The organism is Aeromonas sp. QDB14, from assembly GCF_027707845.1.
In the GTDB taxonomy this organism is placed as follows: domain Bacteria; phylum Pseudomonadota; class Gammaproteobacteria; order Enterobacterales; family Aeromonadaceae; genus Aeromonas; species Aeromonas caviae.
This window is the reverse complement of the sequence record NZ_JAPCJD010000025.1, coordinates 1-25,096: the sequence shown is the minus strand read 5'-3', so window position 1 is coordinate 25,096 and position 25,096 is coordinate 1. Positions and strand designations below refer to the sequence as shown.

The following is a 25,096-nucleotide window of genomic DNA, read 5'->3' as shown; positions in this document are numbered from 1 at the left end:
CCCGTTCGACAGCGTAGCGCCCGTAGCTCAGCTGGATAGAGCGCTGCCCTCCGGAGGCAGAGGTCACAGGTTCGAATCCTGTCGGGCGCACCATCAAAAGTGCGCCGGTTAAACGGGCGTGTTGAAGAACGAAAACAGCTGTGGTGGCTGTAGCTCAGTTGGTAGAGTCCCGGATTGTGATTCCGGTTGTCGTGGGTTCGAGCCCCATCAGCCACCCCATTTTACAGCTTGTCAGGTACGCGAAGGTGGCGGAATTGGTAGACGCGCTAGCTTCAGGTGTTAGTGCCCCCCGGGTGTGAGGGTTCGAGTCCCTCTCTTCGCACCATACTTGCTGTATGACGAGGATGACCAGATGGTCATCTTTGTGTTTTTAGAATACCCCATCGGTGATTAGCGCAGCCCGGTAGCGCATCTGGTTTGGGACCAGAGGGTCAAAGGTTCGAATCCTTTATCACCGACCACATTTGAAAACCCCGCTCAGGCGGGGTTTTTGCTTTTTGGTGTTTCTCTTCCGCTTTTTCCTGTCACGTCTTTTTACACTTCTTCAGGCGCCTGTTCGCCACGAGTTCGGTATGCTGGGCCCGGAGCCGCGAGACAGGGGACGCTCGGGCACGGACCAGATACAAGGCCTATGCATCACCATATCACTTCTCTTCAACTCTCCGTGCTGGCCATGGCCGCACTGCTGCTGGGTGGTTGCGCCCTGCAGCCGAAACCGGAAGATCTTCTGATGGGCGCCGCCCCCAAGCCAAAGGCCGAACTCGAGGCCACCTTGGTGACCAGTGGTGGCTTCTGCGTGACCCTGAGCGAGCAGGGCCGTCTGCTGACCCAGCCCTGCGATCAGCACTCGAACCAGTCATTCAGCTGGGATGTCGGTGCCCTGCAACTGGCCGGGGATTGCCTGGTCGCCAAAGGGGAAGATGGTCTGGGGATGGAGGCGTGCCGGGAGGAGAGCCATCAATGGCAGTGGCAGGGGGATCGTCTGTTCAATCGGCAGGTGTCGCTGTGCCTGGATGTGGCGGGTCGCCGTCACAAGCCGGCCGTCCCCTTGCGCCTCGCCGAATGCTATGGCGGCGCCAACCAGAGCTTTGAGTGGACGCCATCCGGCACGCTGTTGAACCGTCTGATGCACCCGGCACTGGCGTGGTGACAAGAGAGCGAGAAACAAAAAGGGTGGCCACATGGGCCACCCTTTTTCGATCCGCGATGAGGATGCCTTATCAGCGGGTCTGGGAGGCGAACAGTTTCTCCAGATAGACGGCAACGCCATCTTCATCGGAAGTGAGGGTCTGTTCGTGCTCTGGCAGGGCCTGTTTGAGGCGATCGTGGGCGTTGCCCATGACCACGCCACGGCCCACCATGCTCAGCATCTCGAAGTCGTTCATGCCATCGCCAAAGGCCACTGCCTGGGACATCTCCAGCCCGTGCTGCTCCAGCACGGCGCGCACGGCATTGCCCTTGTGCACGCCGGCGTGCATCACCTCGAGGCAGTCAGGCAGGGAGAAGGTGACGTTGAGTCGATCACCATATTGCTGGTTGAGGTGCGCCTCTATCTTCAGCAGCTTGTCGTGGTCGCCGATGTAGAACACCTTGTTGACCCTGTCCTTCGGGTGGTTGGCCAGATCCGCCAGGCGGTAGCTGAAGCCGGAGTCGTGATGGAACTGCAGCAACCAGGGCAGCTCCTCTTCCACCAGCCACTCGTCGCCGTAGTAGACGTTGATGTGGATGGAGGGGTCGCGCTCGAGGGCGATCAGTTCGGCCGCCACTGTGGCCGGCAGTGCCTGGTTGTAGACCAGCTGGTCCTGCTTGTCGTGCACCACGGCGCCATTGGAGGTGATGAGGTAGATATCCAGCCCCAGCGCATCGCGGATGCTGCGCACGTCCACGTGATGGCGGCCGGTGGCGACCACGAATTTGACGCCCTGATCGACCAGACGGTGCAGGGTATCCCGGGTGCGGGAGGAGATCTGGTGCTGCCCGTTGAGCAGGGTACCATCGAGATCGGACACAACTACCTTGAACATCATTACCTCGACTTCAATTGAACGCCGGGGGAGTGTACCCCAGCGTCTGCCGTCACCCCATTTATTTAGGGATCCAAAAAATAACCAGCCCCTTCTGGTCGCGTCAGTAGCGCGCGAAGAAGGCCAGGGTTGCATTGAGCGCGGCCTGGCGCTGGGGATCCGCCTCGATGAAGAGCTCGTGCCAGGCCCCGTCGATGCGCAGCGGCTTGCTCCCTTCACATTGGGCCTTGGCGCAGAAGGCCTCTTGGGCGGCGTTGTCCACCACGCTGTCCTCACCGGCCTGCAGCAGCAGCAGCGGCGTCTTGATGGCGCCTGCGTCGGCTACGGCCGCATCCGATCCTGTGATGGCCTGATGGATCCAGTGGGCGGTGGCGCCCCCCAGCCTGACCTGGGGATGCTGTGCGTAGATCTGGCGGAAGGCCTGATAACGCGTCGTGCTGTGGGTCAGCTCGTTGTCGGCAAAGCCGTGATCCTCATAGGGTCCCTGACCCGGGCCGTAGGGGGGCTCGCCCACCCAGCCGCCGACCGTGCCGATGGTGGCCGCCAACCCCTTGGCCAGCCACTTGGGCAGGCCGCCGAGGTTGATGCCCATCATGGGGGAGGAGAGCACCGCCGCCTGGATGTCGTTCGGCCAGCGTTCCAGATAGCGGGCCGAGATGGCCCCCCCCATGGAGTGGGCCAGCAGGAACAGCTTGGCGGGTTGGTCCTGGGCGATCACTTCATCATGAAACTGTTTGAGATCGGCGACATAGTCGTCGAACTGGTCGACATATCCCTTCTCTTTGTCGGCCAGCATGCGGTCTGACATTCCCTGGCCGCGATGATCGATGAGGTAGAGGCTGTAACCCTGGCGCCAGAGATCCCAGGCCAGCTCCTGATACTTGAGGTAGCTCTCGACCCGGCCGTTGACGATGAGGATGGCGCGATCGATCTTGGGCTGGCGCAGGGCGGCATAGCGGAGGGTGACCCCGTCCTTGCCCTTGAACTCCCCCTCGACGGCATGCTGGCGCCAGAAGTCGGGCAGGGTCTGCTGATAGAGGGCGGGAACGTCGGCTTCAGTGGTCAGCTGGTAAGGATTGCTCACGGCAAGGGCTCCGGCAGAAAACAGGGTCAGGGCCAGCAGGGGCAGGTGGTTAAGCTTCATCAGTGTACTCTTCCGAAGGATCATCCGATTGCTGGGCGGCCCAGCCCTTGCGGGTCAGCTGCATCTGCTGCCACCAGCGTTCGTCCGCCAGGATCTCGCCGGCCGGACCGAGCTGGGGGTAGGGCATCTCTTTCTCCTTGCAGAGCTGGGCATAGACGGGATAGCCCCCCTCGAACAAGATGGTGTTCTGCTCTTCCAGGCTGAGTGGGCAGCCGCGCTGATAACAGCCGGCCAGTTCGCGCTGGCGCTGGGCCTCGTAGAGGATGGCGGCGGCGGCCACCGAGACGTTGAGGGACTGCACCATGCCCACCATGGGGATGACGATATGGTGATCGGCCAGGGCCAGCGCCTCTTCGCCGATGCCGTGCTTCTCCTGGCCCACCAGGATGGCGGTGGGTTTGGTGTAGTCGATGGCGCGAAAGTCCACGGAGCTATCGGAGAGGTGGGTCGCCAGGATCTGCATGCCGGAGGCTTTGAGTTCGGTCACGGCACTGCCGATGTCCGGGTGCAGCTTCACGTCCACCCAGTTCTGGCTGCCGCGGGCGGTGCCCTTGCGCTTGTGGATCCAGCTCTTGGGCCAGACCGCGTGCACCCGGTGGATGCCGATGGCATCGGCGGTGCGCACGATGGCGGCCAGGTTGTGAGGTTTATGAACCTCTTCCATGCAGACGGTCAGGTCGAGCTGGCGCTGGGCCAGCATGTCGGAAATGCGTTTGAAGCGTTCAGGAGTCATGTCGGTTTCTATGTCGTGAGGCCGGTGCATGCAACAAGGCTGGTGGCCTGCGGCATGGGGCCCTGGGTATCTCTTGAAAAGCAGCAGGCGGCTTGCGCCGCCTGTGTTCAGTTTTTCTGTCGGCTCACCCTGAGCACGTTGGGCATGACCCGGATCTTGCGCATGATGTTGGCGAGGTGGATCCGGCTCTTGGTGGTGATGAGCAGGGTGACCACATAGACCCGGCCATCTTTCTCCTCGGTGCTGATGGCGTGGATGTTGGCGCCGGTGGCGGCAATCACGTTGGCCAGCTCCGCCAGGGCGCCCTGGTGGTTGACGATCTCGATGCTGATGCCGGTGCGGAATTCCTGCTCCTGCTCCTTGTCCACCTCCCACTGCACCGGCAGGTATTTGTCCGGTTCGCGGCTGTAGCCCTTGATGTTGCGGCAGGACTCCTGATGGATCACCAGTCCCTTGCCCGGGCTGATGTGGGCGATGATGGCATCCCCCGGGATGGGGCGGCAGCAGTTGGCGAAGGTGACCAGCATGCCGTCGGCCCCCTTGATCGGCATTTTTTTGCTGGTGGATTTGGGCTGCTCTTCCGGCGGCAGCTCATCCCCGAGCATGCGGCGTGCCACCATGACGCTCATGGCGTTGCCAAGGCCCACGTCGGCCAGCAGCCCCTGCAGGTTCTCGTGTTTGGTGTCGGCCAGCACCTGCTTGACGCGGGCTTCCGGGATGTCTTCGATGTTCTTGGCGCCGAGGGCATGGTTGAGCAGGCGGCGGCCCAGCACCACGGACTCCTCGGTGCGCAGATTCTTGAGGAACTGACGTATCTTGGAGCGCGCCTTGGTGGTCACCACGAAGTTGAGCCAGGCCGCGTTCGGGCGGGCGCCGGGGGCCGTGATGATCTCCACCGTCTGACCGGAGTGCAGCGGGCTGCTCAGCGGATAGGGGTGGCGGTCGACCCGGGAACCGACGCAGGCGTGACCGATGTCGGTGTGCACCGTGTAGGCGAAGTCCACCGGGGTGGCGCCGGCGGGCAGCTCCATGATGCGGCCTTCCGGTGTGAAGACGTAGATCTCGTCGGGGAAGAGGTCGGTCTTGACCCCTTCGATGAACTCGAAGGAGCTGCCGGCGCTCTGTTGCAGCTCCAGCAGGCTCTGCATCCAGCGCTGGGCGCGGATCTGGGCCGTGGTGCCCGAGCTGTCCCCATCCTGCTTGTAGGCCCAGTGGGCGGCGACGCCCTTGTCGGCCATCTGGTCCATGAACTCGGTGCGGATCTGCACCTCTACCGGTACCCCGTGGGGCCCCACCAGGGAGGTGTGCAGGGACTGGTAGCCGTTGGTCTTGGGGATGGCGATGTAATCCTTGAAGCGACCGGGGCGCGGCTTGTAGAGGCTGTGCATCTGCCCAAGCACCCGGTAGCAGGTGTCTATGTCTTTCACTCTCACTCTGAAAGCATAGATATCCATCACTTCGTGGAATTGCAGTTCTTTCTTCTCCATCTTGTTGTAGATGGAGAACAGGTTCTTCTCGCGTCCGCTCACCTGGGCATCGATGCCGGCTTCCCGCAGACGCCCCTCAATCTCGCTCTGGATGGAGTCGATGATCTCGCGCCGGTTGCCACGGGCGCGGCGTACCGATTCCCGCAGTACCCGGGAGCGCATGGGGTAGAGCGCCTCGAAGCCGAGCTCTTCCAGCTCGTTCTTCATGGTGTGAATACCGAGGCGGTTGGCGATGGGGGCGAAAATCTCGAGGGTTTCCCGGGCGATGCGGCGGCGCTTGTCCGGTCGCAAGGAGCCGAGGGTACGCATGTTGTGAGTGCGGTCGGCCAGCTTGATCAGGATGACCCGGATGTCCTGGGTCATGGCCATCATCATCTTGCGGAAGTTCTCGACCTGGGCTTCCTTGCGATCGCGGAACTTCAGCTTGTCGAGCTTGGAGACACCGGAGACCAGCTCGGCGACGGCGTTGCCAAACTGCTCGGCAAGATCGTCCTTGCTGACAGGGGTATCTTCGATGACGTCGTGCAGCACGGCAGCCATCAGGGTCTCGTGATCGAGGCGCATGTCGCCCAGGATGCGGGCCACGGCAACGGGATGAGTGATGTAGGGTTCACCACTGGAACGCATCTGTCCCTGGTGAGCATCACGGGCTACCACATAGGCTTGCCTGAGCTTCTCAACCTGCTCGGGTGGCAGGTAGGAACTGGCTATTTCTTTAAGATTTTCAAATAAATACAAGACAGTCCCCGCAGCGGTTAAACGGCAATCCGTGAAATTGAGGGTATGCCCTCGAGTTTGCGAGGTTTTCGAGCGGTTGTAAATGGGGAGAACAGCCGGCACCCGGGCGGGCGCCGACTATGGGAAGCGACTGACTTAGCCGCGACCTTCTGCGATGGCAGCAACGGCAGCCAGCTCGGCGGCTTCCTGCTCTTGCTGCTCGTAGCGGTCCTGAGTATCCATCACCTGGTTGTTGACCAGACCCAGTTCGATCTCGCGCAGGGCGATCACGGTCGGCTTGTCGTTCTCTTCGTCGACCAGGGGATCCTTGCCTTGTACCGCGATTTGACGAGCGCGGCGCGCGGCGACCAGCACCAGGTCAAAACGGTTACCTACCTGTTTTACAGCATCTTCTACAGTAACGCGGGCCATGCGGGACTCCAGTGTTTGGGCTTTCTGTGATTGAAAAAGCAGTGTTTAAAAATGACGCAAAAGTTTACTTGTTTTTGGCTTACTCTGCCAGTAGCTGTTTCAGCAAGTTTTGCTGGGCCTGCTGTTGCTGACGCATTTCCAGGCGCTGGCACTCGATGATGGCCCTGAGCTGGAACAGTGCCAGCTCAAAGTCTTCATTGATGATGACATAGTCATACTCGTCATAGTGCACCATTTCGGCAATGGCTTTCTCCATCCGGCCCTTGATCACCTCGGCGCTGTCCTGGCCGCGGCCGATCAGGCGGCGCTCCAGCTCCTCGCGGCTGGGAGGCAGGATGAAGATGGACTTGGTCGGCATCTGTTCGCGGATCTGGCGGGCGCCCTGCCAGTCGATGTCGAGGAAGACGTCGATGCCCTGCGCCAGGCAGGCCTCGATGGTGGCGCGGGAAGTGCCGTAGTAGTTGCCGAAGACTTCTGCCCACTCCAGAAAGTCACCGCGCTCGATCAGCGCCTTGAACTCTTCCACCTTGACGAAGTGGTAGTGCACCCCGTGCTCTTCACCGGGACGGGTGGCGCGGGTGGTGTGGGAAACCGACAGCTGCATCTTGCCGGCGGCGTTGTGCTGGGTCAGCAAGGCATTGAGCAGGCTGGACTTACCGGCCCCGCTCGGGGAAGAGATGATATAGAGAGTGCCTTGTTGCGCCATGTCTGTACCTTTAAGCGATGATCCGCGCTTTGGTTGTAGCAGAGGCCGCCGTCTTGTGCCCGATAAGGGAGACGGTTGCTCGCAATGCGCGGAGGAATCAGAGTCAGGAGGATGTAAAGGCGGCGAATGTTAGCAGATGGGGGCGGATAAAAAAACGGCCGGAATCATATTCCAACCGATCAAAATATCCGTAGCTTGCTGTGCGGGCGTTACCCGCATAGAGGGCCATTCTGCCCACGGAGCCGGGGCCGGGCCATCAGATTATCCCTGCGCCAGGGCTCGGAATTTCCGAGTTGCCCTGGGTCGGTAGAAGATGCTTGTCGGTACAGAGGCGGTCGAAGGCGGCGATGACCCGCTCGCGGCTTATCTTGGCCATGGCGTCTGGATCCTTGAGGCGGGTGCGCCAGCCGAGCTCGGCCAGCGGCTTGCCGGTCTCCTGCTCAATCAGTTCCTGATAGACGCTGACCAGATAATCCCGGCACAGATAGGGGCCGGTACGGGCGGGGTTGTGGTGGGCGTAGAGGCCGATCACGGGTGTCCCCACCAAGGTGGCCATGTGGGCCGGGCCGGTATCCGGGGCCAGCACCAGGCTCGCCTCGCCAATCAGCGCCAGCAATTGCTTGAGGCTGGTTTGCCCCACCAAATCTTCCGGCTTGCTCTGGCTGAGGCGCTGGATCTCGGCGGCGAGATCCCGCTCCAGCCTGGCCGGTCCGCCGCACAGATAGACCTGAAAGCCCTTGTCTGCGGCGTGATCCGCCAGCGCGGCATAGCCGGCGGCAGTCCAATTCTTGAATGCCTTGCTGGCAGCGGCGCAGATGAGCAGGGTCGGCTTGCCGCCAATTTTCTCCTTCGCCCAGGCCTGGTGCTCGGCGCTGATGGGCGGTTGCCAGTCCGGGGTCAGATCCTTTATCCCGAGCTCTTTGGCGAAGGCGAGAAAGCCGTCCAGCACGTGGGGGGAGGCGGGTGAGGGAACTCGATGGTTGGTGAACAGCCACTGACCGTCGCTGGCGCGCTCCCGATCAAACCCGAGTTTGACCTTGGCCTTGATGCCGAGGGTGGCGATGCTGGCGCGCATGGCGGCCTGCAGGTGGAGCAGGGCATCGAACCTGCGCCCCTTGAGGGTCTGCCAGAGATCGCGATAGCCGCGCCACCCCTTGCTCTTGTCGAAGGGAATGACCTCGACCCCCGGCAGATCGGCGAACAGGGTCGCCTCAATCTTGCCGGTGATCCAGGTGATGCGGGTCTGGGGCCACTCCCGCTGGATGACGCGTACCAGCGCCAGCGCGTGGCAGCAATCTCCGATGGCGGAGAGCCGCAGGATGCAGATGGAGGAGGGCGGCGTTTGGAACAGCGGCATGATGTGGCGCAACGATGGCAAAATGGATGGATGGCATTATGCAAACTCCCCTGTGGATTGTAAAATTGCGCCGGTTGCCCGACCGGCACGGCTTTCTGAATGGATGCCCTGCACCCACTATCGACCGGAATTCTCATCATGCTGACACACACCACCCACAACCAGGTCTGCTGGTATGCCGACGGAGTCTTCCGCGACCCTTCCCCTGCCTTGTTCGATCCTGTCTGGTGGCAGACCCATCGCCAGGTGGTGGGCTCTTCCATCGGTCGCGGGGTGACCTGGTTCGTGAAGGATGAGTCCCGTCACTTGGTGCTGCGTCACTACTACCGTGGCGGCATGGTGGGCAAGCTGGTGCGTGACCGGTTCTGGTTTGAAGGGGTGGAGAGCAGCCGGGCCATGGCTGAATATCGTCTGCTGGCGACCTTGAGTGAACAGGGGCTGCCGGTGCCGCGCCCCTTTGCGGCCCGCATGGTCAAGCAGGGGCCCTTCTATCGGGCCGACATCCTGATCGAGCGCATTCGCGGCGCCAAGGATCTGGTGGCCCTGCTCAAGCAGGGGCCGATCGCCGGTGAGGTGTGGCACAAGATAGGCAAAACGGTGCGCCAGTTGCACGATGCAGGGGTCTATCATGCGGATCTCAACAGCCACAACCTGCTGCTCGACAAGGAGGGCAAGGTGTGGGTGATCGACTTCGACAAAGGAGCCATCCGCTCCCCCGGCAACTGGCAGCAGGCCAACCTGGAGCGGTTGCTGCGCTCCTTCAACAAGGAGTCGCAACTGCACACCAGCTTCCACTTCGTGCCGGAAAACTGGCAGGCCCTGATGGCAGGCTATCAGGGCAAGGTGGCGTGACGTCGAGCTTCACTTCGTATCTGGAGGCTGGCAAGCCCTGATGGCGGACCACCAGAGGCGAGAGGTGCGAGGCCAGCGATGCTGGCGCGGTTGCTCGGCGCCAGCACCAATGTTACTTATTGAGTGTGATTGCTTGGACAGATATTCAGATCCGGTTTCGAGGCGCGTGATGGAAAGGTATGAGACTCCCGGGGTTGAGGTCACCACTCCCCTTGAGGTGACGCTGATGGCACAGGCCATGGCGATGTTGGAGGCCGGGATCTGGACCTGGTCGGCCGGGCAGGGTCTGAGGCGGGACCCTTCCTGTCTGCAACTGCTGGGTCTGGAGGGGGGCGAGCTGGGAGATCTCGGCTGGCTGGATCGGGTACATCCGGATGATGCTCCCCGTCTGGCAGAGGCCCTGGAGGCCTGCCAGCAAGGGCGCAGCAACGGACTTCGACTCGAGTACCGTATCCTGCACCATCAGGGCCATTACATCCGGCTGGAGGAGCGGGTCCGTCGCGACGAAGGAGGTCAACTGCTGGGGGTGGTTCGCCATCTGGATGCCGCCATGGCGCCCCTGGAGGATCGCCACGACACGGATCCCCTCACCGGCCTCGAGAGCCGCAGCCACTTCGAGCTGTTGCTGGATGAACGGCTGGCCAGCGAGAGCGGCAGTTTCTGTCTGCTGCAGTTCAGCGTGGATCACCGCAGCAAGATCCTGCAGTTGTTCGGGGAGGCGGCCTGCGACGCCATGCTGGCCAAGCTGGCCCGCATCGTGCGCCGCGAGTTGCGCCGGGAAGATCCCTTCGCCCGTTGGGACGAAGGCGGCTTCATCCTGATGCTCTCCCAGACCGATCGGTTGAGCGGCCTGGAGATTGCCGAGCGGCTGCGTCTTGAGATCGCCGACGCCAGCCTGCTGCCCGAGCGTCCGGTGACCGTGAGCATCGGCCTGGTGCAGAGCCAGAGTGCCGAGCAGCTCGATCACCTGCTGGCCCGGTTGGCCTCCTGCCACGGTCAGGCGAAGCGGGAACACAACGCCGTGGTCGGCTGACGGCCGGTCACTGTCCGCGAGCCCATTGACGCCGATGGACCCATCAGCGTCAATGGTTTTCAGTCAGCGCTCACTGACCTGCTGACGCTGGCAGACCCAGAGAGAAGCCAGCATCAGCAGGGCGCCCAGACCGAGCCTGAGCAGGTCGGTATCCTTTCCCCAGAGCACCAGATTGACCAGCAGACCCGCGGGGATCAAGGCGTTGTTCATGATGGCCAGCACGCCGCTGCTGACCAGGGTCGCCCCCTTGTTCCACAGGAAGTAGCCGAGCCCGGATGCCCCGACCCCCAGCCAGAAGAGGATGCCCCATTGCAGGGGGCTGGTGGGATATTGAGGTTTGCCCAGCAGCCACCAGGCGGGCAGGGCGATCACCAGGGCGCCCAGATAGAAGCAGCCGAACACCGCCAGCTGGGGCGGCTGCTCAGCCTCCCGGGCCAGCAGCACCTTGTAGCCTACCTGACCCAGGGCGAAGCAGACGTTGGCGCCCTGCACCACCAGGAATCCCAGTACATAGCTTTCGGTCAGGCCGTCGAAACGGATGACGGCCGCCCCCAGCACCGCCAGCAGGGCCCCCCACAGATAGACAGGCTTGAAGCGCCCTTCCAGCAGGTCGTGGATCAGGGTGACATAGATGGGGGTGAAGATGGTGAACACCAGCACTTCCGGTACCGTCAAGAGCAGGAAGGAGTGGTAGTAGAAGAGATACATGATGCCGAGCTGGATGGCACCGAGGGCCATCAGCTTGGCCACCAGATCGGGGCGCAGCCAGCGACGGCGCAGGAAGGGCAGAAACACCAGGCTGGCGAGCACGATGCGGGTCAGTACCGAGAAGTAGGCATCCACCTGACCGGCAAGGTAGACCCCGATCAGGCTGAAGGAGAAGGACCAGAGCAGGGTAACCCCTATCAAGTAGTTCATGTGATTGAATTGTCGTCAGTTGTCAATTTGGAGGGCGCTATGATGGCCGAGTTGGAAGGCGCGATCCAGCGTTTATGGGAAGGGTTGTCACAGATCGGAGCATTTGCCTTCGAGGCGAGCAACGGGGCCGGATCCGCCACCGACTGGTGCGGTCGCGGGGAGGGGGCCGTGGTGGTGACCGATCACCATGGGGGGTGGCTGTATGCCGAGACGGGTCGCTACACCACGCCCCATGGCCGGGAGCTGACCATGCACAATCGCTTCTGGTGGCAGCGCACCGCACGGGGGATCATGCTCTCCCACCTGCGCTACGAGCAGCCGGTGATGCTGTTCGAGCTGTTGCCCCGGGGGGACGGGCACTGGGTCACGGCCGAGCCTCACCTGTGCGGGCAGGATCACTACAGCGCCGAGCTGACCGAAACCGGCGGGGGCTTCCTGCTCGCCTGGCAGATAACGGGGCCGCGCAAGAACGAGCGGTTGAGTTATCGCTACGGACCAGAGGCGCAGAGATAAAAAAACCGGCGCAGGGCGCCGGTAGAGGGGACAAATCGGAGGTTTTGTTAAAACGGTCCCAAAAACAGGAGAGATACACTCTCGTCACACACGCAGAGAGGGTCTTCAGGCATTCAGTGCATAGTTCAGCATGGCTTGCAGCTTGCTGTCGAAGAACCAGGGCAGCAGCACCATCAGCAGACCCAGCACCCCGGCCAGCCGGTGGCGATACTGCCAGCCGGCTATCAGTACCAGACCGCCGCAGAGGGTGGTCAGGATGCCTGACATAGGGCAGCCTCCCGCTGTTGGCGGCGCTGCTGTGCCCACTGGTTGAGGGCGACCGAACCCAGGATCAGGGCCAGCGCCACGCCCGTGGTGGACTGGATCTGCTCGCCGAGGAACAGGGCTCCCAGCATGACGCCGAACAGCGGCACCAGGTAGTTGCTGAAGGAGGCGAAGGTCGGGCCCGCCTTCTGGATCAGCGCCATGTAGAGGAAGTAGACCAGGCCGGTACAGAAGATCCCCAGCATGGCGACGGCGCCCATGGCCTGCTGGCTCGGCAGGGTGAGGTTGCTCAGGTCGGCCACGAAGGGTGCGGCCAGCAGCAGTTGGATGGCCGAGGAGATCAGGATGTTGCGGGCCACGACCACAGGATGGTCCTTGGCGAAGCGCTTGATCATCAGCAGGCCGATGGCGAAGCAGCTGGCACCGAACAGGATGGCCATGGCACCGAGCAGGCCGGCATTCATGCCGCTGGTCAGCTTGGGCCAGAACAGTATCAGCACGCCGATGAAGCCGATGATCACGGAGACGAGGCCGCCCTTGGTGATTCTTTCACCAGAAATAAACAAGGGAGCCGCCAGAATGGTCACAAAGGGGATACAACCCATGACCACGGCCGCGATGGCGCTGTCCACGTACTGTTGTCCCCAGGCCACCATGATGAAGGGGATGGTGGCGTCGAGCAGGGCGATCAGCATATAGGTTCGCCAGGGTGTGTGTTCACTCTTGAGGCGCATGAACAGGCAGAGCAGACCCAGGGTCAGGCTGCCGCACAGGGCGCGTCCGGCGGCCACCATGATGGGGGGCAGTTCAGCCACGGCCTGGTGCATGAAAATGAACTGGGAGCCCCATAACAGGCCGATCGCCAGCAACAATAGATAGCTACGCATTTGAATCTCCGATGTAATTCGCCTGCGCATTCTATGCAATCTGCTACTATGCCAAAAATGAATTGTCGTCATTCAACTATGGCCAATATCGATGGAACTGCCCCTCTCCCGCCTCGACCTCAACCTGCTCACCGTGTTCGACATGCTGATGCAGGAGCGCAACGTCACCCGTGCCGCCGAACGGCTGCACCTCTCCCAGTCCACCGTCAGCCATGCGCTGGGGCGGCTGCGAACGGCGCTGGATGACCCGCTGTTCGTGATGAGTCGGCGCGAGATGATGCCGACCGAACGGGCCAAGGCGCTGGCGAGCCCGGTGCGCCAGGCACTGGCCATGCTGGAGCAGGGGCTGCGTCAGGCCAAGGGATTCGACCCGGCAAGTGCCCGGCGGATCTTTCGCATCGCCACCCCGGGCTCGGTGGAGCACGGCCTGGTGCCGGTGCTGGTGGAGTGGATGGTGCAGCAGGCTCCCCACTGCCGACTGGAAGTGTGCGAGCTGGCGGACAGCGACTACGAGCGGGAGCTGGAGAAGGGGGAACTGGATTTGGTGATCGGGTTTGCCGGTGCCAACCACCTCTCGCCCCGGTTGTGGCGCGAGGAGTGGTTCAGCAATCCGCTGGTCTGTTTGTCGCCCCTCGGCAGCGCCCTGCCCGACATGCTGGGGCCGGGAGAACTGGTCAGCCGCCCCCATATCCATACCTCCAGCTGGGGCCACAGCCAGGCCATGGTGGATCTCTGGCTGGCCCGTTTCGGGGTGGAGCGGGAGCTGGGGGTCAGGCTGCCGAGCTTTATGGCGGTACCGCCGCTGATGGCGACCGGCCGCTACCTGGTGGTGGTGCCCGAGATGATCGGGCGCCACTTCTGTCGCCACTATCCGTTGCGCCTGCACCAGCTGGAACCCGCCATCCCCATCGTCTACCTGATGGCGGGCCACCCGCTCAGTGCCCATGACGAGGCGATCGGCTGGTTCAAGGGGTTGTTGCACCGGCTGGCGAAGGAGCGCTACGGCGCGGATGCGCTCGGCCATCCCGCGCCGCAGGGGGCAGATCACGCCAATCCGGAGAAGTAGTCCAGCCCCATCGCCCCCTTCACCTCGGCCAGCACCTCGTCGGTGAGGGCCCGGGCCTGCTCGGTACCCTGCTGCAACAGGCGCAGCAGCTGGCGCTTGTCGGCGATGGCTGCCTCGCGCCGCTCCCGCATCGGAGCAAGCAGGGTCTGCAGGCAGTCGTTGAGTACCTGCTTGCAGCGCATGTCCCCCAGACCACCACGCTGGTAGTGGGCCTTCATCTCGGCCACCAGGGCCTTGTCGGGGTGGAAGGCATCCAGATAGGCGAACACCGTATTGCCCTCCACCTGACCTGGATCGCTCACCTTGAGGTGATTGGGGTCGGTATACATGGCGAACACCGCCTGCTTGATCTCGCCGCTCGACATGCCGAGTTCGATGGTGTTGCCAAGGGACTTGGACATCTTGGCCTTGCCGTCGATGCCGGGCAGGCGGCCGGTGTCGCTCAGGATGGGCTGGCACTCGGTCAGCACCTCTTTGCCAACCAGAGTGTTGAAGCGGCGCACTATCTCGTTGGTCTGCTCCAGCATGGGCAGCTGATCCTCGCCCACCGGCACGTGAGTGGCACGAAAGGCGGTGATGTCGGCGGCCTGGCTGACCGGATAGACGAGGAAGCCGGCGGGCAGGCTGCGCTCGAACCCTTTTTGCTGGATCTCGGCCTTCACCGTGGGGTTGCGCTCCAGCCGGGCGACGCTGACCAGGTTGAGGTAGTAGGTCGTGAGTTCGGCGAGGGCGGGCAGGGCGCTCTGCAGGCAGAAAGTGGTCTTGGCCGGGTCGAGGCCGGCGGCCAGGTAGTCGGCCATCACCTCCAGCACGTGGTCGGTCACCTTGGCCGGGTTGTGGCCGTTGTCGGTCAGCGCCTGCAGATCGGCGATCATGACGAACTGGCGGTAATGGTGCTGGGCGGCCACGCGCTGGCGCAGGGAGCCGACGTAGTGGCCGATGTGCAGTTTGCCGGTGGGGCGGTCGCCGGTCAGGATCACGGGGTTGTGCATGTCACTCTCTCCAGTTGGGTGAGCCGGGAGGCGACAAAGGGATGAAAACAATGACCGCCTCTCGGCGGTCACGGTGTTTTCTTTGGTAAATTTTACATAGAAAAGCAGTGCCGCCTGTTTAGAAACAGCACCACCAGTAGTTGTGATTGAATGAGGTCATATTCATGGCAAATCACACTACGCCTGTTCGATCACTTCTGCAAGGGCACGACCAGCATGTCGCAGGGCACGGTATTCATCAGCTGGCGTGCGCTCGAGGTGAGCAGGCTCCAGAAGCTCTGGCGATGGCCGCACACCAGCAGGTCGATCTGGTAGTCCTTGACCGCCTGGTTGACCCGCTCGCTCAGATCGCCGCAGATCACCAATTTCTTCTCGATGGGGTAGTCCACCGAGGCGAGGAAGGCTTCCAGCTTCTCCTTCGCTTCGGCGATCACCTGGTCCTGCACGTTGTCGATGTCGATGTCGATCATCTCGGTGTAGAGATCCTTGAGGTCCACATCCACATGGATCACCGACAGCTTGGCGCCGTTGGAGCGGGCCCGGTCGACCGCCTTCTCTATCACCTTGCGGTTGTCTTCCGACAGGTCGATCGCGGCCAGTACGTGTTTGTAATAGGTTCCATTCATGGGAGTTCTCCTCACTGATCCTGGGTCCACTATACCAATGTCTGCTGAAACTAAAACGGCATCGTCGCCACAGTTTCAGGATTTGCCTGACCCCGAACCGGAAGGCGTAGAGGTGCAGGTGGCCGGGGAGTGCATATTTTGAACAGGAGTTTGACGCCGGTCACAGGCGTGCTATTGCCCTCGGGAAGGTGGGGGAATAGGATGTGCCCGTGCTTCGCAATGAACACAAAACAACAAAAAGCATCTGAATACCGCTTTGGGGAGCCTCGCGCTCCCTTTTGTTTTTCTGCCCTCTTCCAGCCCATATCCCGTCCGACATCAAGGTAATCCTGCCCCTCTTGGTTATGCTGTAGCCAGTTCCCTTGGCAAAACGGCCAGGGCTCCTCACCTGCAACCGGGTGACGCTGTCATGGCCGTTTCTCATGTCCCACCGATGCACCGGAGAGTCCTTCATGATCATTCATCCCCAGATCCAGGGTTGTGTTGCCCGCAATTGCCACCCAATGGGTTGTCGCGCCGCCGTGCTGCAACAGATCGAACAGGTGCGGGCGGCGGGGCCGTTCAACGGGCCGAAACGGGTGCTGGTGCTGGGGGCATCGTCCGGTTTCGGGCTGGCGTCCCGGATCGCGCTCACCTTCGGCGCCGGGGCCGATACCCTGGGCGTCTCGTTCGAGAGGGGTCCCTCCGACAAGGGGCTCGGCAGTGCTGGCTGGTACAACAACATCTGGTTTCGTCAGGCGGCGGAGCAAACCGGTCGCATCGCCGTCAACCTGATCGGGGATGCCTTCTCCGACACCATGCGCCAGCAGGCCATCGACGTCATCCGCCAGCAGCTCGGGCAGGTGGATCTGGTGGTCTATTCACTGGCGAGCGGAGTCAGGGTGATGCCGGATGGCACACAGGTACGCTCGGTGCTCAAGACCACAGGCCAGCCGCTGCAAGGCTGGGGGCTGGATCTGGAGCACGATGCGCTGGTGCAGCAGTCGCTGGTGCCAGCCACCCCGGAGGAGATCCGCGACACCGTCACCGTGATGGGGGGCGAGGACTGGCAGCGCTGGATGCAGGCATTGCAGCAGGCGGATTGCCTGGCCCCCGGCGCCCGGACCGTTGCCTACTCCTATATCGGCCCCGAGTCCACCTATCCCCTCTATCGGGACGGCACCATCGGCTATGCCAAGGAGCACCTGCACGCCACCGCCGAGACCATCAACCTGCAACTTGCCGGGATTGGCGGTCATGCCTGGGTGTCGGTTTGCAAGGCGCTGGTGACCAAGGCGAGCGTGTTTATTCCGGTGCTGCCTGTCTATCTGGGCCTGTTGATGGGGGTGATGAAGGAGCGTGGTGTCCACGAGGGCTGCATCGAGCAGATGCAGCGGCTGTTTGCCGACAAGATGTACGGGCCCAGAGGAGTCGTCGCCGATGGCAACCGGCTGATCCGGATGGATGACCACGAGCTTGAGCCAGCGGTGCAGGCCGCCGTCTCGGCGCTCTGGCCCAAGGTGACGCCGGAGAACTTCCGCACCCTGGGGGATTTTGCCGGGTTGCGCCAGGAGTTCATGCAGCTCAACGGCTTCGAGCTGCCGGGGGTGGATTACGGTGCGCCGGTGAACGTGGCGTCACTCACTGAGCTGGCGCCCTGACACCCGCACGAGGGGCCATCAGGCGACGTTGCAGGCCAGTTCAGGGGAAAGATTGGGAGACTGGGCCAGCACGGTCTGGTTGCGCCCCTGGCGCTTCGCCTGATACATGGCCATGTCGGCCCGATGGATGAGCTGGCTCAGGCTGTCATCCTGCGTCGAGCGTTCCGCCACTCCGATGCTGATGGTCATGTGGGGGGCGGCCAGGTAGGCGATCCGGCTTCTCAGCTGCTCCGCCAGCCGCCAGCAGGTGGCCCCGTCCTGGGTCATGGCCACCAGAAATTCTTCCCCGCCCCAGCGCCCGATCAACTGCTGGTCCGGCGCCCAGCTCTTGAGCTCCCTGGCCAACTGCCGGATAGCCTGATCCCCCGCCTGGTGACCATGCTTGTCGTTGATCTGCTTGAAGTGATCGATGTCGATGATGAGCAGGGTCAGGGGCGTTTCGTGCAGCCACTGCTGGCCCAGTCTCTCCAGCAGGGCGCGTCGGTTGGGCAGCCCGGTCAGCTGATCGAAGGTGGCGAGCTTGTAGAGGTGGCGCGAGCTGCGGTGGAGCCTGCGGGTGGTGAGCCCGAGCAGGATCAGGGCGACGGCCAGCAGCACCAGCAGCAGCAATTGGTAGTAGCGGGCACTCTGCTGGTAGAGCAGTTGCTGGCGCTTGTTCTCGTTCTCCTGCTGCAGCGCGCGATTGCTGGCCTCGCTGCGAGCCAGATCCATCTCGACCTGGAAGGCGGCCGCGTGCTGGCTCAGGGTCTGGTTGAAGTGCTGCTTGTAGTACTGCATGTAGCGGGTCATGGCCCCGTAGGCCTCGGGGTAGCGGCCCAGATCGGCCAGCAACCTGGCCTGCATCGCCCGACCATCCATGGAGAGAGGGGCGGTGTGCTCCATCAGCAGTTGCAGGGCCAGCTGCTTCTCGCCACGACCCAGCAGGGTTCTTGCCCGGATCTCGGTCAGACGGGAGGCCGCCTGCGGGCTATCCAGCCTGTCATAGATGGCTTGTGCCTCCTCCAGGCTGCGCCAGGCTGAGTGCCAGTCCGCCCGTGCGTTGAACACCATGGCTTGGTAGCCGAGGACGATGGCACGATAGTGGGGTGACAGGCTCGGCGTGGCCAGCAGGGTATCGAGCAACTGGCTGGCTCTGGCAGGCTGGCCCATGTCGATGTAGAGCCTGGCCATGTTGGCCCGGATGATGGCCTGGCTGTTGGGCTCGTTGAGCTGCACCATCTGGCCGAGGGCATCCTGATAATAGGTCTCGGCCTCACGGTAGAGATTGAGGTCCGCATAGAGGTTGCCGAGGGTCATCAGCAGACGGCCGCACTGCAAGGTGGAGAGGATGGAACCCGGCTCTTTCTGCTTGAGGTGATAGGCGGTCTTGAGCTCAAGGATCGCCTCTTTCATCTGCTGGGTACGGTAGAGGGCGAGCCCGTTGAGGGCATGCCACTCCGAGACCTGCCTGGGGTGATGCCGGACCGCTGGCCAGAGCTGGGTGAGCAGCTCGAGCGCCTGATCCGGCGTATCGGCATCCAGGGTCAGGGCAATCTGCTGCAACCGGAAGTCGAGCAGGCGAAGGGTCTCCTGCTGGGCATTGGCCAGACCGCGGGCGCGGGCATTGTCGCGCTGTGCCTGGGGATAGCGGCCAAGGGCTGCCTGGGCCAGGGACCTGGCGTAGAACAGTTCCATATCCTGCTGGGGACTGGCGTCGAGGCGCTGCAGATAGCCGACGGGATCGCGCGCCGCCTGCAATTCAGCCTCTTTCAGCAAGGAGGGAGCTGCCTGCAACTGGGTCATCCAGAGCAGCGCCAGTGCCATTATGAATCTCATTGAATCCTTTCCCCGACCAATGGCGCCATCATAATGGCTGATGTCACCTACACCATGTTTCTTTGCTTCTCTATAACCGTATGGGGGGGAGGATGAGGTGAAAAGTCGTCGCAACTGCGGGGTGCGTCGGTTGTCTCTGGTTGCGTCAGGATGCAACAGTGGCGACAATCGTGGGCAAATCACAGTGGAGAATCATCATGTTGGCCAAAGCCATGATCGAGAAGTTGAACGAGCAGATTAATCTTGAATTCTATTCCTCCAACCTCTACCTGCAGATGAGCGCCTGGTGCGAGGACAAGGGCTTCGAGGGGGCCGCCACCTTCCTGCGCCAGCATGCGGTCGAGGAGCGCCAGCACATGGAGCGCCTGTTCACCTACGTGAGCGAGACCGGCGCCATGCCGGTGCTGGGGGCCATCGAAGCGCCTCCCCACGAATTCAAGTCCCTGGGTGACATCTTCCGCACCACCCTGGAGCACGAGTATCACATCACCAAGTGCATCAACGGTCTGGCCCACGTCGCCTTCACCACCCAGGATTACTCCACCTTCAACTTCCTGCAGTGGTACGTGGCCGAGCAGCACGAAGAAGAGAAGCTGTTCAAGAGCATCGTCGACCGTCTGAGCCTGGTGGGCGAGGATGGCAAGGGCCTCTATTTCATCGACAAGGAGCTGGCCGAGCTGGCCAAGGGCGCCCCGGCCAGCATCATGGACGGCAACGCCTGATAGTCGTGGACACTTATTGTTCAGTCAGTACAATGACGGCCCCTTGTAAAGGGGCCGTTTTCTATTTGCAGGTGTCCTTGTACCGCTGTGCTGGTGTCTGCCGGGTACAATGACGGTCCTTTAAGGTAAAGGGGCCGTTTTTCTTTTGATGGGTGAGTGACGATGAAACAGGTGGATGTGGTGGTGATCGGTGCCGGGGCGGCCGGATTGATGTGTGCGGCCCAGGCTGGCTACCGGGGTCGCTCCGTGCTGGTGCTCGACAATGCCAAGAAGCCGGGCCGCAAGATCCTCATCAGCGGCGGCGGTCGCTGCAACTTCACCAATCATCAGGCGGGTCCCCATGCCTTCCTTTCGGCCAACCCCCACTTCTGCAAATCGGCGCTGGCGCGCTATACCCAGCAGGATTTCATCGATCTGGTGGACAGGCACGGCCTGAACTACCACGAGAAGACGCTGGGCCAGCTCTTCTGCGACGACAGCGCCAAGGATATCGTCGACATCCTGCTGACCGAGTGCGACTGGGCTGGCGTGACCCTGCAGTTCCAGACCGAGATCCTCACCGTCAGCAAGACAGATGAAGGCTTCGTGCTCGACACCAGCAAGGGGGAGATCGCCTGCTCGTCGCTGGTGGTCGCCACCGGCGGCCTCTCCATGCCGAAACTCGGTGCTACTCCTTACGGCTTCAAGCTGGCGGAGCAGTTCGGCCTCACCGTGTTGCCGACTCGCGCCGGGCTGGTGCCCTTTACCCTGCATCAGGCCGACAAGGAGGCCTTCGCCGATCTGGCGGGGGTCAGCCTGCCGGTGGCAGTGACCGCCGAGGACGGCACCCGCTTCAAGGAGGCCATGCTGTTCACCCATCGCGGCCTCTCCGGCCCCGCCATCCTGCAGATCTCCTCTTTCTGGCTGGCGGGGGAGAAGATCCACATCAACCTGCTGCCGGATCTCGACATTCCAGAGACCCTCAAGACCTGGGCCCAGGCCCATCCTGCCCAGGAGCTGAAAACCGTGCTGGGGCGCGAGCTGCCCAAGCGCTTCGTCGACAAGCTGGTGGAGCTGGGATGGCTGGTGAGCAAGCCGATGCGCCAGTACAACGAACGGGAGCTGGAGGCGGTGGCCACCCTGCTGGGGGATTGGCAGATCCTGCCCAACGGCACCGAAGGGTATCGCACCGCCGAAGTGACCCTGGGGGGAGTGGATACCAACGAGCTCTCCTCCAAGACCATGGAGGCGCGCACCGTGCCCGGCCTCTACTTCATCGGCGAAGTGGTGGATGTGACCGGCTGGCTCGGTGGTTACAACTTCCAGTGGGCCTGGTCGTCGGGCTGGGTGGCAGGCCAGTACTGCTGAGGGATGCCGCGGCCCTGCGGTGAATGGTCCCGTCAGCGGCCTCTCGGGTGACAACTTCCAGTGGGCCCGGTCGTCGGGCTGGGGTGCTGACAAAGAGGCTCGGCGGATGAGTCCGAGCGGATCGGGCCGTGTCAGGCGGCCCGAGTGATGGAACCAGACGCGGCCTGCTCAGGCCGCGTTTTTTATGGTCGGTCGACTCGTCCGTCGACGCTGGCGGCCGCTTGGCCTCTAGCCTCTCCTGATATTGGGCAGGAAGGCGGTCAGCAGGCCAATAAGGGGCAGATAGGCGCAGACCTGATAGACGGTTTCGATGCTGGTGGCATCGGCCAATCTGCCCAGCAGGGCGGCCCCTATCCCTCCCATGCCGAAGGCGAAGCCGAAGAAGAGGCCGGAAATGGTGCCGACCTTGCCGGGTACCAGATCCTGGGCGTAGACCAGGATGGCGGAGAAGGCCGACGCCAGGATGAGGCCGATGACGATCGACAGCACCGAGGTCCAGAACAGGTCGACGTGGGGCAGCAGCAGGGTGAAGGGAGCGACGCCGAGGATGGAGATCCAGATCACCCGCTTGCGCCCGATGCGATCGCCGAGCGGCCCGCCGAGCACTGTCCCAGCCGCGACGGCAAACAGGAAGGCGAACAGATAGAGCTGGGCGCTCTCCAGCGACAGGTGGAACTTGTCCATCAGGTAGAAGGTGTAATAGCTGCTCAGGCTGGCCATGTAGAAGAACTTGGAGAACATCAGCAGACCGAGGATGGCCAGTGACCAGCCAATCTGGCGGCGGCTCAGGCCGGTGCCGGCATGGGCCCTCATCCGCCGATGGAAGCTGGCAGCATGGTGGCTGGACCAGCGGCCGACGAAGCTGAGCACGATGACCCCGATGAGTGCGAACAACGAGAACCAGGCCGCACTACCCTGTCCCTTCGGCACGATGATGAGCGCCGCGAGCAGGGGGCCGATGGCCGATCCCAGATTGCCGCCGATCTGGAACAGAGACTGGGCCAGACCGGGCTGGTTGCCGGCCGCCATGCGGGCGACCCGGGAGGATTCCGGGTGGAAGACGGAGGAGCCCATGCCGATCAGCATGGCCGACAACAGCACGGCGCCAAAGCTGCCTGCCTGCGACAGGTAGAGCAGCCCCACCAGCGTGAAGCCCATGCCCAGAGGCAGGGAGTAGGGCATGGGTCTGCGGTCGGTATAGAGGCCGATCAGGGGTTGCAGCAGCGAGGCCGTGAACTGGTAGGTGAGGGTGATGAGACCTATCTGGGTGAACGACAGATCGAGCCCCAGCTTCAGGAGGGGATAGATGGCCAGCAGTACCGACTGCATCATGTCGTTCAACAGGTGCGAGAAGCTGATGGCGGCGATCACCGGATAAGCGGTGGTAGTCGGGTTGTCAACCGCGGGCGGGGCGGTGATCGGGGTGTCGGTACTCAAGGTCTTGTCCATGGCTGGGGTATCACTCCCTCTACCATGCCCTATCCCGGCGTATCTGGACATAACCAAAGTGGGCGAACGCCCGGATTGCGTTCGCGTGGCGCGCAGGCCGTTCATGCTGACGGCGTGTGGATGGCTGGTCAGATCTTGTGCTTGGCGCGGGGCGGATTAGTATAGAAGGCCTGCCGCCGTTATCCGGCTCATCACCCGCCATGGAGGGAACATGTTCGAAAGCCTGGGTGTCATCAACGTCTGGACCTATCTGGTCGGTCTCTTCTTCATCATCATCGCCCCGGGCCCGAACTCCCTCTATGTGCTGCGAACCGGTGCCGTGCGCGGCATAGGCCCGGGTTATCGCGCCGCCCTCGGCGTCTTCGTCGGCGATGCCATTCTCATTTTCTGCGCCTATCTGGGGATCGCGTCCCTCATTCGCACCACCCCATTGCTCTTTACCCTGGTGCGCTATCTGGGCGCCATCTATCTGCTTTATCTGGGGGTGAAGATCCTGCACGCGAACTTCATCGCCAAAAAGGCGGGACCGGCGTCCGAGATGGATCCCGGTGAGCGCTATTTTACCAAGGCCCTCACCCTGAGCCTCACCAATCCCAAGGCGATCCTGTTCTACGTCTCTTTCTTCGTGCAGTTCATCGACTTCAGCTATGCCCACACCTGGATCTCCTACCTGGTGCTGGCTGGCATGCTGGAAGCGATGAGCTTCGTCTACCTGACCCTGCTGATCTTCGGCGGTACCCTGATGGCCCGCTTTTTCCGTCAGCGCCAGACGGCGGCCCGTCTCGGCAACGGCCTTATCGGCCTCTTCTTCATGGGGTTTGCGGCCAGGCTGGCGACGCTCTCCTCCTGACCCTGGGGATTGCTGACCGTCCGGTGTCGGGCACCTAGTCTGGCCAGCAATCCTTGCCCACCGGGATGAAGCGGGACTGGTAGACGATGAGCTTCTGGTTGCCCGGCTGATTGATCCCGGGATTGTGGTAGGTCTCCCCGGGCAGCAGGTACTTGCTGTCCGCCTCGCTGTCCGCCTGCTGGCAGCCCTGTTTCACCATGAACTCGAAATAGGTGTTGCCGGTATTGGTGATGGCGCTCTGTACCGGGTCCAGCTGGTATGCAAAACGTGACTGACGCGGGCGCACCACCAGGATGGACTGCAGGGCCAGCTTCACCTCGACGGTTCCCCGGTGCTGCGTCTGGCTGCCTTCATCCACCTGGGCTGCCGGTGACTCGGTGAAGGTGATGCGGTAGTAACGCTCATGGTCATCGGCGGGCCCCTTGTAGTAGAACTTGACGTTCTGGGCATGTCTGGCGTGCAGGGTGAAGCGCCTGGGGGCAAACAGCAGCTCACCGGGGACGGTGGGCAGTGTCCTGCCTCTGGCCGTGGGGTCGCTGATTTTTTCCATTTGTATGTCGTACAGCTTGGGTGAAGCACTGTTGTTGGTCAGGGTTCTGGTAATGAACTCCTGCTCTGGCACCATGGCAAGAGTCATGGCGCCGATGTCGAGGGCGGCGGCCTGTGAGGCCAGCAAGCCGCCCAGCAAGGGCCAAAGTAGACGATGCATGTTGTACTCCATGGTCAGCGCCAGGTCCCCTTGATGGTGATGGTGCCGCTTTGTTCCACCTCGCCTTCCCACATCTCGTCGCCCATGGTGCGCTGCACCATGGGATCGGTCAGGTCGAATTCCAGCGCCAGCTTGTAAAACCGGGTGATGCCCTGGCCGTTGACGGGATCATTCCACTCCTGTGGTGGTTGATTGTCCTGTATTCCGAGGGTGCGAATATCCACCGGTGTGCGATCGCAGCGAATGGCGTGCCGTGAACCCGCTCCATGAGCCACCGAATCGAATACCAGCCTGGTAGGGATGGGGACGGCCTGTTCAGGTGCGAAGGTGCCTGCCGGATAGAAAGTGCAATATCCCCGATAAGGCGACCCCCTGTCCTGTGAAATAGAAATTTCCAGCATATCGGCACTGATGGGGCCGCTATCAGAGATATTGTATGAGAAGCTCAGAATGTCTTTTCCGACCTGCCCCTCCCTGTAAGGATTGCTGACGCCCTCCGAAGACAAGATGGATACGCTGAAGTCCCGTGGCTTTATATGAATTTCGGTTGTGCCGCTGAATTCATAGTATCCACTCTCGGGAGCATATCCATTCTTCATATTGAAGTTGATCAGACTGCGAGTCAGTTGATCTTGCAGTCCCAGCCTTACAACTTGTTTGAAGAAATTGCTGGACAAGGGAAGGTGCGAACAAGTCCCTGATATGAGATCATGTTTGTCATCTGGAGCCATGAAAAAGGGTTCATCATGAGTCATCAACTTACCTTCGCCGACAGTGAATTCAGCAGTAAGCGCCGTCAGACCAGAAAAGAGA

The 25,096-nt window shown here is 62.1% G+C and carries 24 protein-coding genes, 4 tRNA genes and 1 pseudogene; 13 read left to right on the top strand and 16 right to left on the bottom strand.

All coding sequences use genetic code 11. The annotated features are described in order from the left end of the window. Positions 1-16: 16 nt before the first annotated feature. The 5 genes from PG887_RS10455 (at position 17) to PG887_RS10435 (ending at position 1,150) form a co-directional block, all read left to right on the top strand. Positions 17-93 (top strand) — tRNA-Arg (locus tag PG887_RS10455). Between the two features lie 50 nt (positions 94-143). Beyond that, a tRNA-His gene (locus tag PG887_RS10450) sits at positions 144-219 on the top strand. Positions 220-239: 20 nt separating this feature from the next. Next, a tRNA-Leu gene (locus tag PG887_RS10445) sits at positions 240-325 on the top strand. Between the two features lie 59 nt (positions 326-384). Then, positions 385-461: transfer RNA gene (locus tag PG887_RS10440), tRNA-Pro, on the top strand. Positions 462-631: 170 nt separating this feature from the next. Further along, complete coding sequence (locus tag PG887_RS10435; RefSeq protein WP_268452417.1) at positions 632-1,150, top strand: RICIN domain-containing protein; 519 nt, start codon at positions 632-634, stop codon at positions 1,148-1,150. Positions 1,151-1,220: 70 nt separating this feature from the next. On the opposite strand, the gene PG887_RS10430 is transcribed toward PG887_RS10435, so the two are convergent. From PG887_RS10430 to PG887_RS10400, 7 genes are all read right to left on the bottom strand, one after another. Beyond that, positions 1,221-2,024: a Cof-type HAD-IIB family hydrolase gene (locus PG887_RS10430; protein WP_270821636.1), complete on the bottom strand. Its 804-nt coding sequence runs from the start codon at positions 2,022-2,024 to the stop codon at positions 1,221-1,223. A 103-nt stretch (positions 2,025-2,127) separates the two neighbouring features. Continuing rightward, positions 2,128-3,168 carry an alpha/beta fold hydrolase gene (locus PG887_RS10425; RefSeq protein ID WP_270821635.1) on the bottom strand — a complete coding sequence of 347 codons (1,041 nt, stop codon included), beginning with the start codon at positions 3,166-3,168 and terminating at the stop codon, positions 2,128-2,130. After that, entirely contained in the window at positions 3,158-3,901 is a 744-nt protein-coding gene (gene trmH, locus PG887_RS10420) for a tRNA (guanosine(18)-2'-O)-methyltransferase TrmH (protein WP_162540507.1), read from the bottom strand. The genes PG887_RS10425 and trmH overlap by 11 nt, the downstream gene beginning before the upstream one ends. A gap of 107 nt (positions 3,902-4,008) precedes the next feature. After that, complete coding sequence (gene spoT, locus PG887_RS10415; RefSeq protein WP_270821632.1) at positions 4,009-6,126, bottom strand: bifunctional GTP diphosphokinase/guanosine-3',5'-bis pyrophosphate 3'-pyrophosphohydrolase; 2,118 nt, start codon at positions 6,124-6,126, stop codon at positions 4,009-4,011. Between the two features lie 135 nt (positions 6,127-6,261). Beyond that, positions 6,262-6,537 (bottom strand): DNA-directed RNA polymerase subunit omega, encoded by a 276-nt coding sequence (gene rpoZ / locus PG887_RS10410; RefSeq protein ID WP_005307060.1) that lies wholly within the window; start codon positions 6,535-6,537, stop codon positions 6,262-6,264. A gap of 79 nt (positions 6,538-6,616) precedes the next feature. Beyond that, entirely contained in the window at positions 6,617-7,243 is a 627-nt protein-coding gene (gene gmk / locus PG887_RS10405; protein ID WP_270821630.1) for a guanylate kinase, read from the bottom strand. A 256-nt stretch (positions 7,244-7,499) separates the two neighbouring features. Continuing rightward, positions 7,500-8,600 (bottom strand): glycosyltransferase family 9 protein, encoded by a 1,101-nt coding sequence (locus PG887_RS10400; protein ID WP_270821629.1) that lies wholly within the window; start codon positions 8,598-8,600, stop codon positions 7,500-7,502. A gap of 138 nt (positions 8,601-8,738) precedes the next feature. Between PG887_RS10400 and PG887_RS10395 the strand changes: the two genes are divergently transcribed. Further along, complete coding sequence (locus PG887_RS10395) at positions 8,739-9,452, top strand: 3-deoxy-D-manno-octulosonic acid kinase (protein WP_010672321.1); 714 nt, start codon at positions 8,739-8,741, stop codon at positions 9,450-9,452. Positions 9,453-9,621: 169 nt separating this feature from the next. Then, complete coding sequence (locus PG887_RS10390) at positions 9,622-10,485, top strand: GGDEF domain-containing protein (protein ID WP_270821628.1); 864 nt, start codon at positions 9,622-9,624, stop codon at positions 10,483-10,485. A gap of 63 nt (positions 10,486-10,548) precedes the next feature. Here PG887_RS10390 and PG887_RS10385 read toward each other — a convergent pair whose 3' ends face one another. Then, positions 10,549-11,403: a DMT family transporter gene (locus tag PG887_RS10385; protein ID WP_042016171.1), complete on the bottom strand. Its 855-nt coding sequence runs from the start codon at positions 11,401-11,403 to the stop codon at positions 10,549-10,551. Positions 11,404-11,445: 42 nt separating this feature from the next. On the opposite strand from PG887_RS10385, the gene PG887_RS10380 reads away from it, so the two are divergent. Continuing rightward, complete coding sequence (locus PG887_RS10380; RefSeq protein ID WP_102949270.1) at positions 11,446-11,916, top strand: DUF6314 family protein; 471 nt, start codon at positions 11,446-11,448, stop codon at positions 11,914-11,916. Positions 11,917-12,021: 105 nt separating this feature from the next. On the opposite strand, the gene PG887_RS10375 is transcribed toward PG887_RS10380, so the two are convergent. Both PG887_RS10375 and PG887_RS10370 read right to left on the bottom strand, forming a co-directional pair. Beyond that, positions 12,022-12,183 (bottom strand): hypothetical protein, encoded by a 162-nt coding sequence (locus tag PG887_RS10375; RefSeq protein ID WP_010672325.1) that lies wholly within the window; start codon positions 12,181-12,183, stop codon positions 12,022-12,024. Then, positions 12,168-13,067: a DMT family transporter gene (locus tag PG887_RS10370; RefSeq protein WP_202041633.1), complete on the bottom strand. Its 900-nt coding sequence runs from the start codon at positions 13,065-13,067 to the stop codon at positions 12,168-12,170. The genes PG887_RS10375 and PG887_RS10370 overlap by 16 nt, the downstream gene beginning before the upstream one ends. 91 nt (positions 13,068-13,158) lie before the next feature. Between PG887_RS10370 and PG887_RS10365 the strand changes: the two genes are divergently transcribed. Next, a complete protein-coding gene (locus PG887_RS10365; protein WP_109422380.1) occupies positions 13,159-14,133 on the top strand; it encodes a LysR family transcriptional regulator in 975 nt (324 codons plus the stop codon). Here PG887_RS10365 and trpS read toward each other — a convergent pair. Beyond that, positions 14,112-15,125 carry a tryptophan--tRNA ligase gene (trpS, locus tag PG887_RS10360; RefSeq protein ID WP_039040673.1) on the bottom strand — a complete coding sequence of 338 codons (1,014 nt, stop codon included), beginning with the start codon at positions 15,123-15,125 and terminating at the stop codon, positions 14,112-14,114. The two genes, PG887_RS10365 and trpS, sit on opposite strands and share 22 nt — an antisense overlap. A gap of 191 nt (positions 15,126-15,316) precedes the next feature. Then, positions 15,317-15,751: a universal stress protein gene (locus PG887_RS10355; RefSeq protein WP_010672329.1), complete on the bottom strand. Its 435-nt coding sequence runs from the start codon at positions 15,749-15,751 to the stop codon at positions 15,317-15,319. A 452-nt stretch (positions 15,752-16,203) separates the two neighbouring features. Here PG887_RS10355 and fabV point away from each other — a divergent pair, with 452 nt between their 5' ends. Continuing rightward, the gene (gene fabV / locus PG887_RS10350) at positions 16,204-17,391 is read left to right on the top strand and encodes an enoyl-ACP reductase FabV (protein WP_270821627.1); all 1,188 of its coding nucleotides are present in this window, start codon (positions 16,204-16,206) and stop codon (positions 17,389-17,391) included. Between the two features lie 18 nt (positions 17,392-17,409). Here fabV and PG887_RS10345 read toward each other — a convergent pair whose 3' ends face one another. After that, positions 17,410-19,194 carry a diguanylate cyclase domain-containing protein gene (locus PG887_RS10345; RefSeq protein ID WP_319882320.1) on the bottom strand — a complete coding sequence of 595 codons (1,785 nt, stop codon included), beginning with the start codon at positions 19,192-19,194 and terminating at the stop codon, positions 17,410-17,412. A gap of 209 nt (positions 19,195-19,403) precedes the next feature. On the opposite strand from PG887_RS10345, the gene ftnA reads away from it, so the two are divergent. Both ftnA and PG887_RS10335 read left to right on the top strand, forming a co-directional pair. Next, positions 19,404-19,928, top strand: a complete 525-nt coding sequence (gene ftnA / locus PG887_RS10340) for a non-heme ferritin (RefSeq protein WP_010672333.1) — start codon at positions 19,404-19,406, stop codon at positions 19,926-19,928. A gap of 162 nt (positions 19,929-20,090) precedes the next feature. Further along, positions 20,091-21,275, top strand: a complete 1,185-nt coding sequence (locus tag PG887_RS10335) for an NAD(P)/FAD-dependent oxidoreductase (RefSeq protein ID WP_053287975.1) — start codon at positions 20,091-20,093, stop codon at positions 21,273-21,275. Between the two features lie 228 nt (positions 21,276-21,503). Here PG887_RS10335 and PG887_RS10330 read toward each other — a convergent pair whose 3' ends face one another. Next, positions 21,504-22,724 (bottom strand): MFS transporter, encoded by a 1,221-nt coding sequence (locus PG887_RS10330; protein ID WP_041214206.1) that lies wholly within the window; start codon positions 22,722-22,724, stop codon positions 21,504-21,506. A 211-nt stretch (positions 22,725-22,935) separates the two neighbouring features. Here PG887_RS10330 and leuE point away from each other — a divergent pair, with 211 nt between their 5' ends. Next, complete coding sequence (leuE, locus tag PG887_RS10325) at positions 22,936-23,574, top strand: leucine efflux protein LeuE (protein WP_010672336.1); 639 nt, start codon at positions 22,936-22,938, stop codon at positions 23,572-23,574. Positions 23,575-23,608: 34 nt separating this feature from the next. On the opposite strand, the gene PG887_RS10320 is transcribed toward leuE, so the two are convergent. Both PG887_RS10320 and PG887_RS10315 read right to left on the bottom strand, forming a co-directional pair. Further along, a complete protein-coding gene (locus tag PG887_RS10320; RefSeq protein ID WP_234916892.1) occupies positions 23,609-24,283 on the bottom strand; it encodes a fimbria/pilus periplasmic chaperone in 675 nt (224 codons plus the stop codon). 14 nt (positions 24,284-24,297) lie between these two features. Next, a pseudogene (locus PG887_RS10315) lies at positions 24,298-24,969 on the bottom strand (hypothetical protein); the annotation flags it as partial. Between the last annotated feature and the right edge of the window lie 127 nt (positions 24,970-25,096).